General features: G+C 64.4%; 9 protein-coding genes. 6 read left to right on the forward strand and 3 right to left on the reverse strand.

Annotated elements, in window-relative coordinates:
* Positions 1-296: 296 nt before the first annotated feature.
* Complete coding sequence (locus tag EJI01_RS27770) at positions 297-1,010, forward strand: Crp/Fnr family transcriptional regulator (RefSeq protein WP_409513989.1); 714 nt, start codon at positions 297-299, stop codon at positions 1,008-1,010.
* Positions 1,011-1,137: 127 nt separating this feature from the next.
* Here EJI01_RS27770 and EJI01_RS27775 read toward each other — a convergent pair whose 3' ends face one another.
* Positions 1,138-1,695 carry a hypothetical protein gene (locus EJI01_RS27775; protein ID WP_126840334.1) on the reverse strand — a complete coding sequence of 186 codons (558 nt, stop codon included), beginning with the start codon at positions 1,693-1,695 and terminating at the stop codon, positions 1,138-1,140.
* Between the two features lie 607 nt (positions 1,696-2,302).
* Here EJI01_RS27775 and EJI01_RS27780 point away from each other — a divergent pair.
* Positions 2,303-2,563, forward strand: a complete 261-nt coding sequence (locus EJI01_RS27780; protein ID WP_126840335.1) for a hypothetical protein — start codon at positions 2,303-2,305, stop codon at positions 2,561-2,563.
* Positions 2,564-3,028: 465 nt separating this feature from the next.
* On the opposite strand, the gene EJI01_RS27785 is transcribed toward EJI01_RS27780, so the two are convergent.
* Positions 3,029-3,613, reverse strand: a complete 585-nt coding sequence (locus tag EJI01_RS27785; protein ID WP_126840336.1) for a hemerythrin domain-containing protein — start codon at positions 3,611-3,613, stop codon at positions 3,029-3,031.
* A gap of 300 nt (positions 3,614-3,913) precedes the next feature.
* Here EJI01_RS27785 and EJI01_RS27790 point away from each other — a divergent pair, with 300 nt between their 5' ends.
* The 3 genes from EJI01_RS27790 (at position 3,914) to EJI01_RS27800 (ending at position 7,230) form a co-directional block, all read left to right on the forward strand.
* Entirely contained in the window at positions 3,914-4,276 is a 363-nt protein-coding gene (locus EJI01_RS27790; protein WP_126840337.1) for a hypothetical protein, read from the forward strand.
* 156 nt (positions 4,277-4,432) lie between these two features.
* Complete coding sequence (locus tag EJI01_RS27795; RefSeq protein WP_260602722.1) at positions 4,433-5,182, forward strand: winged helix-turn-helix domain-containing protein; 750 nt, start codon at positions 4,433-4,435, stop codon at positions 5,180-5,182.
* Positions 5,182-7,230 (forward strand): PAS domain S-box protein, encoded by a 2,049-nt coding sequence (locus tag EJI01_RS27800; RefSeq protein ID WP_126840339.1) that lies wholly within the window; start codon positions 5,182-5,184, stop codon positions 7,228-7,230. The genes EJI01_RS27795 and EJI01_RS27800 overlap by 1 nt, the downstream gene beginning before the upstream one ends.
* On the opposite strand, the gene EJI01_RS27805 is transcribed toward EJI01_RS27800, so the two are convergent.
* Entirely contained in the window at positions 7,224-7,958 is a 735-nt protein-coding gene (locus EJI01_RS27805) for a Crp/Fnr family transcriptional regulator (RefSeq protein ID WP_126840340.1), read from the reverse strand. The two genes, EJI01_RS27800 and EJI01_RS27805, sit on opposite strands and share 7 nt — an antisense overlap.
* A 185-nt stretch (positions 7,959-8,143) precedes the next feature.
* Here EJI01_RS27805 and EJI01_RS27810 point away from each other — a divergent pair, with 185 nt between their 5' ends.
* Complete coding sequence (locus tag EJI01_RS27810; protein ID WP_185879098.1) at positions 8,144-8,884, forward strand: hypothetical protein; 741 nt, start codon at positions 8,144-8,146, stop codon at positions 8,882-8,884.
* Positions 8,885-8,989: the final 105 nt, after the last annotated feature.

The raw sequence follows: 8,989 nt of genomic DNA on the forward strand, positions 1-8,989 counted from the left end.
CCCGATTTGAGTCAATCTTCTGGACCGGCGATGTCAATGCAACTCCTGAAGCGCCTCTGCGACGCTCAGCTACCAATGGCCCTCGTGGCAATCATTGCCTGCCTCCCCCATCTTGGTCGTACTCCAGATGATGGACGCCGGGCGAGCCCCGATAGCGCCACTGTGAACCAGGGGGCGCTAGACTCGGCGCAAATACCGGCACATGTTCGCTACCGAACATAGCGAATGCACATTTCGCCCACCTCTTCCGACTGATGCTGCGCCGTGTCGCAGCTGCCGCAATGAAAGCCCCCTCGATGGTGTTGGAAGACCCGAAGAAGAACCACTTGATCGCCGCGCTCCCAGAGTCAGAGTGGCAACGCTGGAAGCCGCAGCTCGAACCAGTCGAGATGAAGCTTGGTCAGGTGCTATACGAGTCTGGCGACACGATGAGATATGTGTACTTCCCGACCACGGCCATCGTCTCGCTTCTGTATGTGATGGCTGACGGCGCTTCGGCCGAAATCGCCGTCGTGGGAAATGAGGGACTTGTTGGCGTTTCACTATTCATGGGCGGCGAATCCACACCTGGCCGGGCCGTGGTGCAAAGCGAAGGCGGAGGGTGCCGCCTGCCTGCGGCGACTCTCAAGGAAGAGTTCAAGCGCGCACCGGTGCAACATCTGCTTCTACGGTACACACAGGCGATGATCTCGCAGATGGCACAGACGGCTGCTTGTAACCGGCACCACTCACTGGACCAGCAGCTGTGCAGGTGGCTGCTCTTGAGTCTCGACCGACTCCATGGCGATAAGCTTGTGATGACACAGGAACTCATATCCAACATGCTCGGCGTGCGGCGTGAAGGCGTCACCGACGCGGCCCTCAAGCTGCAAAGGGCTGGTCTTATCGAGTACAGACGCGGCCGCATCACTGTGTTGAATCGAGTAGGCCTCGAGGAGCGCTCCTGTGAGTGTTATGCGGTTGTCAAGAAGGAGTACGACCGTCTCCTTCCTGCAAGAGGAGCTACGTAGGCTTCGCGGGGCCCAACCACCCGCACTCCCTGGCCGATAGGCATCAGAGGCCGGCCGTCAGCGACGTCCAATCCGTCTGCCTTCCGTTCGTCAACGCGCTCAGCGCTTCCGAGGTGCCTTCCCGATGTCAGGAATGCGCCGTGCTCCGATTCCACGGCGCCAGTTCAACGCTACGTGACATCCACCGCTCTACGCCCGAGATGACGGATTCGCCACTGTGACCGAACATGCCTATTTTCGACAGGGGCAACCCGAGGCGATGCAGGACCTGCGCCAAGCCTTTTCCGTCGATGCAACGCACCTCGTACGTGCTCTCAACATTGGCTTCATTTTTGCTCTCGAAGTGAAGCCAGCACTCGCGATGAAAAAGCTGCTTTTCCACCAAGAGAGTGCCGGTTCTTGCATCGTAGCCAGTGAATAGATGCCACCTGTCCTGCAGCCGGTTGCGAGAGATGCCCGCGTAGAGGATGACGTAGTCATCGCCTGCCACCAGGTAGAGACAGGGCCTCAACGCCTCCCAGGCCGCTTTGTCGAGAATTTCGTACCGGGCACGGAGAAAGGGTCCACCGGCTTGCGGGCCCTTGGAGACGTCGCGCTTCCAGCGTCCGCTAAGGCCGCTGATGCGGATGACGGGTGTTGCCGCCAGGAATATCTGTCGAGCGTCGTCGACTGCAGATGCGGTCATGAGGAACCTAACCCGCCGGAAGGTAACGGCGATACCAAGTGATAGCACCTTGTGAGGGTGTGCAGTGTCGGCGACCGCCGCCTCGGCCTATTCTTTTCGCCTCTTCGACCGTCCGTACGGCAGCGCACAGAACGCCTTCTGCTCCCGCTCGCTAAAAACGCCCGCTCATGATCCCCGACCGTCTTTTCGGCCCTGACACCCACTGGATCGAAAAGCGCCTGGCATGAGCGCATGCCTCACCCGCGACGACGACCTGGTCGGCCTACATCCGCGATCTCTCTGACAGCCATCGAGCGGACATGAAAGCGCAGATGTGCGCCGCCATCGAACCCATCTCGTCGAGAACTATGGCCAGGCCCTGCGGACAGAGACCAGGGAGCAGCGGATGCTTTCGCGCTCGCACGAGGGCCTCCATCCCGGACTCCCCCGACAGGAAGAGGTCCATCACAACCAGGTCCCACTCGGCTGTGTGCGCAAGCTCGCCGAGATGAAGAGTGTTGATTGCCGCCAAAAACTGACCCGGCAGTCGACATCGTGAAATTCGTCCTTTCCCAGCCGGCAGGTCGCGCGCCAAATACAACCTTCGTACTAATATGAGGTGGCACGGATGAACAAGGACCTTGAGATGACGGTCGATCAGCCCATTGCTGGTCATTTCTACTGGACGATCGTGCGGCTTGGGCCGTCGGGCGATGTGTCACGAGTAGTCGAGTACGCCCGTGGCCCGATGCCGACTCGCGGCGCAGCCACGGCAACCGGTCTCGCTGCGCTGCTGCGCCACCAAGAGACAATCGGCGACATCTCTCCGCCGACGCACAGCACGCACGCCAATCCGTTCGCGGAGACGGTGCGGTGCGTCCTTCACTAGGCGCAGCGATACCCGTAGGTATCGCGAGCGGCCGCATTGGCGAATCGGCGACGCATCTCAGCCTCGAGTTCGTGGGCGTAGCCGCGCGCGTGCAGCACGCCTCGCAGCGCCTCGCGCCCACTCGTGGGCTCTGGTCAGCAGTTCCCCATCGGAAAGTTGTCCGGATTCGGTCATGTGACAACTCGGCATGCCACATCCCTGCTCGATTGTCGCGACCGCGTTTGAGTGTGATTCCGTGTCTTTCTTCATCGTCTTCTTCCGAGCTGGTTGGAATGAGTCCGAGTGTGCGCAGAAGCCCGGGGCCGTTCTGTGCGATAGCAAACTTTGCAAGCTAGCGCTTGGAGTTCGTCGCCGACGCGGGTACTGAGTCCCGCCGGGGCCGTACGTGGGGCAGAAGTCGCGCCGACATTCAGCTTCATGGTCGCCTTCGGACGTTGCGTGGAACAAGCCGGCGGATGCCGTGCATCAGCACACCGCACGCAGTCCGAACGGCGCGGGCACCGCGTTGACGATGCGAGTGAAAAGCGCGCCATAGTCCGGCTCGGGCGCACAACCGGTCAAGGAGTCACGGTTGGCGCTGAACGCCCGATCGAGCTCTGCCCAGTCGTCGTCCCTCAGCACCCGCTCCGCCAGGGGCAGGATCTCCCGTTCTTCCATCACCATGTGAGCGAGATAGAACTCGGCATAGCGTTCGACCGCCTGCTCGAAGGCATGCCGACGCGGCTCGCCGACCATCTCGAAGCCGAGCAAGGCGTGCTCGACATCTCGGATCCTTCGCTCCCAGCGCGCATGGTCGTCGTCCAGCTGGTCGAGCAACCCGCGCGAAAGCGGTGCTCGCGCGCGCAGCTTCGGAAACAGCAGTTCGGATTCCTTGCGGTGATGTCGCTTCCCGGAAAATTCGTCGACGTAGAAGAGCATCGCGCGCAATGCGCCGAAGTCGGGCAGCGTGCGTTCCCGGCGATGCTGCGCCAGCAGCATGAGGATGGAACGCAGCATGGCCGAAAGGGCCGCGTGTTCGTCAAGAATGGTCTTCGTGGTGATGTGCGTCATGCGAGTCGGCGATGGAAAACCCTAGCCTCCCACGGCGGACATATGGCGAGCTTGCGGCAGATCAAGGGAGCGCCGCCTCGGCCTTCACGGCGTGCGGCGCTGGCACTTCGCCGCACGCCGGATCGAGGCCGGTGCTGCGCAGGTGGAGCGCGAGCGCACCTGCAGCACCCTGCCCTCGCCGGCCCGCGCCCAGCGTGCGGCACACAACCCCCGTCGGTGTCCTAGCGCACCGACGGAGTGTCCGTCGATCGGTATACACGGACCAACTTCCACGGCCGGCGCAAGCCGCAAAAGGTCTCGATGCAAAACATCACGCACCCCCTCGTCAACCTTTCCACTGCCAATGCAGAGCTCATCACGCGCTTCGCGCAGTCGCCGGAGATGGTCGAACTGGCAAACACCAGTGCGCAGAAGTACTTCGAGCTGGCGCAAAAAGCCTTCGGAGGGACGGCAGCTTCCGAAGCCCACGCCGACCTGGTCCGCAGTCTCACAGAAAACTATTCGACGTTCGCACGCGAGAATGCGCAGAGGCTCATGGGCATCGCTGCCGAAGGACAGGCCCAGTTGGCTCAGCAGGTGCAGTTGGCGACCGAGCGCCTGGCCGCAGCCGCCTCGACGGTCGCGGACGCTTCGAAAACGGCAGCACCGCCGCGCGCCAAGTAAAGTGCCTCGCAGACTCCGCGCGCTCCTGCGACCTGGCGAACCGCGCCGTCCGCCTCAGGCCACGACAGAAGTTCGTGCTGCGCGAGCAGTTGCATCGGCATCGGGCGATCGTTCGAGGGCACGCCATGGCGACAGAATGAATGTGCAGTGGCGAGCATGCAAGCCTTTGGGTTCGGCGTGACTACTTCGATTCATCTCGCCGTACTCGACGACGAAGCCGACATCACAGTGCTGCTCGCGAACTACCTGCAAGGTCAAGGTTTTCGCGTCAGCCAGCTGCATTCGGGCAGCTCGCTCATGACGCTGATGGCGCGGGATGCGCCGGCGCTGGTCCTGCTCGATCTCGGCCTGCCGGGCGAAGACGGCTTCGCGATCGCACGCCAGTTGCGCGAGCATTGGCGCTGCGGGTTGGTGATCGTCACGGGCCGGGGCGATGCGGTCGACAAGGTGGTCGGCCTCGAAGTCGGGGCCGACGACTATGTGACGAAGCCTTTCGACCTGCGCGAACTGGTCGCGCGCATCAAGGCCGTGCTGCGTCGCATCGCACCTGCCGCGCCTGCTGCTGCGACTCGGGATGCAGCAGAGCCCACACGCCTGCGCTTTGCCCAGTGGCAACTCGACACCGCAGCCAGGCGCCTGGTGAACCCACTGGGAGAAGAAGTCGCCCTAACCACAGGCGAGTTCGATCTCCTGAAAACGCTGGCAACCCACCCGGGACGCGTGCTGTCGCGGGATTTCCTCCTCGAGCGTACCCGGGGTCGCGAGGGCGGGCCCTTCGATCGCACCATCGATGTCCAGGTCGGGCGGTTGCGCCGAAAGCTGGAGGATGACCCCAACAATCCACAGATCATCAAGTCGGTCCGCGGCGCGGGCTATCTCCTGGCTCCCAAGGTCGAGGCGACCTGATGACGGGCCAATCCGTCGTTCCCGGGTTCGACGACGGTGCGGTATTCCGTTCGCTCTTCGCTGCCTACCCGGACGCACTCCTGCTGGTCGATCTCCAAGGCGTCATCGCCCTGGCCAACCCCGCCGCGCTCGAACTGCTGGGCTATTCGGCCGACGAACTGGTCGGCCGGTCCGTCGACGAACTGGTCCCCGACGCCATCCGGCCGCGCCACGCGGCCTACCGCCATGCCTATGCCGACCGCCCCCGCGCTCGACCGATGGGCATGCAGATGGATCTGGTCGCCAAGCGGCGCGACGGCAGCACGGTGATGGTCGAGATCGCGCTGAGTCCGTTGAAGGATCAAGGCCTTCCCTACGTGGTCGCCGCGATCCGCGGCGTCGGCGCGTATCCCCGCGTCAAGCAGGCACTCCAACGGGCTCGCTACGCCGAATACCTGGCGCAGTTCGGACGCCTCGCAGTGGATGCACGCGAGTCGCAGAAACTGCTCGAACTGGTCCCGACCATCGCCGCGGAAGCCCTGCAGGTCGAGATGGCAAAGGTCCTGCTGTTGGAGCCGAACGGCCTGGAATTTCGCATCATTGCCGGCGTCGGCTTGCTGCCGGAGGAGACCATCGGCCAACGAATTCCGAATGAGCCCGGATCTTCTTCCGGCTACGTGGTGGCAGAGGGCAAGCCGGTGCTGATGAGCGACTATGCGAAGGAGCGGCGCTTCACGATTTCGCCTCACTACATCAAGGCCGGCCTGGTGTGCGAGCTCTCCGTACCGCTTGCGGACCGCGGCCGCACGATCGGGACGCTCGCCGTGCGCTCGCGTACCCCCCAGCGCTTCGGCGACGACGAGGTGCGCTTTCTGGATTCCCTGTCGAGCCTGCTCGCCACCGTGCTGCAGCGAGAGAGCAGCGAAGAGGCGCTCAACCACGCCCAGCGGCTCGAGACAGTCGGCCAGCTGACCGGCGGCGTCGCGCACGACTTCAACAACCTTCTGACCATCATCTCGGGCAACCTGCAGGTAGTCGAAGACACTCCCGCGTATGCTGCGGACCCTCTCATTCAACAGCTCGTCGGCGCTGCCGCGCGCGCCACCCGGCGCGGCGCCGAGCTGACGAGCAAGCTGCTCGCGTTCTCGCGTCGCCAAGTGCTGCAACCCACGGTCGTCGACACCGCCGCGCTGCTGCATTCGCTGACCGACATGTTGCGCCGCACGCTCGACCAGCGCGTCCTCATCATGCTTGGTGCCGAAGATATGCTGTGCATGGCGGACGCGGGGCAACTCGAATCCGCACTGTTGAACGTGGCCATCAACGCCCGCGACGCAATGCCGCAGGGCGGTACGCTGGCCTTTGCCTGCCGCCCGGTGCCGTCGCTGCCGGCGGGACTCGATGCCGAACGCGCGCAGGCCGAAACGGACGGCTACGTGGCGATCTCCATATCGGACACCGGCGACGGAATGCCCGAGGCCGTGAAGGAACGTGCCTTCGAGCCCTTCTTCACCACCAAGGAAAGCGGCCGCGGCACCGGCCTCGGCCTCTCGACCGTCTACGGCTTTGCCAAGCAGTCGCGCGGCGCCGTCAGTCTCGACAGCGCGCCGGGCGCGGGGACCACGGTAACGCTCTACCTGCCGCGCGTCGCTGGCGCGAGTGCTGCCGACGAAGACTTCGACGCGGTACCAACGGGCAGCGTACCCGCCGGGCTGCGCGTGTTGCTGGTCGAGGACGACGTCGAGGTCCGAAGCGTGCTGCAGAAGTTTCTCACCTCGATGGCCTGCGAAGTCATCGCCTGCGCCGACGCAGAGGAAGCATTGCGCGTACTCGCATCGGACCCGGCCATCGGGCTGCTGCTCACCGACATCCTGCTCGGTGCCGGCATGCGCGGCATTGAACTGGCCCACGCGGCGGGCAAGCAGCTACCCAGCCTGCCGGTATTGCTGATGTCGGGCTATTCGAGCGAACTGCTGGACGAACCCCAGGGCTGGGAATTGCTGCGCAAGCCCTACACGCGAAGCGAGCTCGAGCGCGCCATGGTGAAGGTCCTGAGCACTGCTCAATGAATCGCAGCGGCGCTCAACGGCATGGCCGTAGCCGCGCGCATGAAGCGCGTCAGCGCCTCCACCTGCGGAATGTGGATGTCGCGCCGGCCCTTCTCTGTGAAGCGGATCACGTCGCCGCGCGCCATCCGCGATAGCGCCCGGCTCACCGTCTCCAGCGTCATGCCGAGGTAGTTGCCGATCTCGGCTCGCGTCATGCGCAGCGTGATCTGGTCGGTGCGCAGACCGCGCTGCGCGAGCGCGTCGGCCCAATAGCGCAGGAAACCGGCCACGCGCGCGTCGGCGGGCAGCGTGGAAAGCGACAGCATCGAATCGTGATCGCGGGTGAGTTCGCGGCTCATGGCCTCATGCAGCGCGGTCAGCAGCGCAGGGGTGCGAACGGCCGCCTCGCGCAATGCGTCGTAGCGGATACCCCAGACCTCGCCGGTGTCCATCGCGACCGCGTCGCAACCGTACTGAGCCGCCGCGATGCCCTCCAGGCCCATCCAGTCGCCCTTGAAGTGAAGACCGACCACCTGCTCGCGGCCTTCGCCGGACAGGTTGACCATCTTGAAGAAGCCCGAGTTCACGACGTAGAGGCAGCCGAACTGCTGCCCCACCTGGTAGACCGTGTCGCCTGCGCGGACGATGCGCCGCTGAATCGGAAGACTGTCCTGCAGCAGTTGCAGCACGTCGGCAATGCGCCGGACGGCAGACGGGGTGTACTTCGGGACGCTTGTCGCATCATTCATCACTGGCTCCTCGCAGATCGATGCCTCGAAGCTTAGAAGGCCACTGCAACGGCAGCGCCAACACTGCGGCGGTCTCGGAAACAGTGGGTGAATGCTCGGTAACCGGCGGGTATCGACGGCCGCCGGGTGCCGGATTGTTGACGGCGATCAAGGCTCGAATCGCGGCAGGGCCTACCTTCGCTGTTGTGAAATCCGGTTTCCTCACTCCTGTTCAGCGGCTGTCCTCGAGCGAGCCGCTGGCAGCGGGAGACATCCTCGCAACCTTTGCCGCTGCCCGACGGCTGCGTGTCGATGCACGCACGGGAACGATCGGCAAGCCGCTGCGCGGCAAGAACCTGGCGCTGCTGCTCGACGGCCCGCCCGGCGGGGAACCGTCAGTCCTCCATCGCGCCGCGCTGGAACTGGGGGCCCGGGTCGCCGAAGTCCGATTCACAGACCCGACCGGCTCGGCGTCCGCACGAGACGAGATTCGCGCCCTGGCTCGGATGCTGGGGCACATGTACGACGCGATCGACTGCGCGACGCTGGCCCCGGCCACCGTGCGCCGGATCGAGCAGGAGGCGTGCGTGCCGATCTACGAAGGACTGGGTCTGGACAACCATCCGGCCCGGGCGTTGGCGGACCTCATGACGCTCTGCGACCATGGGTCGCCACCGGCGTCGGAAGCATCGATCCTGTTTCTCGGCGACCCCTGGACGATCCGGGCTCGCGCCTTTCTGGCGGCTGCCCGCGAGATCCGCTTCAAGGTACGCGTCCGCAAGCGTTCACGGGCCGTGTCGAGCGACGCGACCTTCGTGGTCGATGCCACGCGCGCTCCCCACTGGTCGCTGCGTGCACAGGCCAGTCCCCTCGACGAGGCTCGGCGTTCGGAGAACCATCGCTGCGTGATGCAGACGGTGCTGCTCGACACGATCGTCAAGGCCTGACCTTCTTCCTCCGGACATCTCTTGACCATTCACCATCTCGATCGCCTGCTGTCACCGACCCGGTTCGTGCTGCTGTGCCGGCAAACCGCGAGCTGATATGCCTAA

This window comes from Variovorax sp. MHTC-1 (assembly GCF_003984645.1).
In the GTDB taxonomy this organism is placed as follows: Bacteria; Pseudomonadota; Gammaproteobacteria; order Burkholderiales; family Burkholderiaceae_C; genus Variovorax.

Bases quoted from the DNA above. Each gene is read 5' to 3' on its own strand.
- EJI01_RS27805 (WP_126840340.1), bottom strand. From the start codon at position 7,958: ATGAATGATGCGACAAGCGTCCCGAAGTACACCCCGTCTGCCGTCCGG.
- EJI01_RS27785 (WP_126840336.1), bottom strand. From the start codon at position 3,613: ATGACGCACATCACCACGAAGACCATTCTTGACGAACACGCGGCCCTT.
- EJI01_RS27790 (WP_126840337.1), top strand. From the start codon at position 3,914: ATGCAAAACATCACGCACCCCCTCGTCAACCTTTCCACTGCCAATGCA.
- EJI01_RS27800 (WP_126840339.1), top strand. From the start codon at position 5,182: ATGACGGGCCAATCCGTCGTTCCCGGGTTCGACGACGGTGCGGTATTC.
- EJI01_RS27780 (WP_126840335.1), top strand. From the start codon at position 2,303: ATGAACAAGGACCTTGAGATGACGGTCGATCAGCCCATTGCTGGTCAT.
- EJI01_RS27770 (WP_409513989.1), top strand. From the start codon at position 297: ATGGTGTTGGAAGACCCGAAGAAGAACCACTTGATCGCCGCGCTCCCA.
- EJI01_RS27795 (WP_260602722.1), top strand. From the start codon at position 4,433: ATGCAAGCCTTTGGGTTCGGCGTGACTACTTCGATTCATCTCGCCGTA.
- EJI01_RS27775 (WP_126840334.1), bottom strand. From the start codon at position 1,695: ATGACCGCATCTGCAGTCGACGACGCTCGACAGATATTCCTGGCGGCA.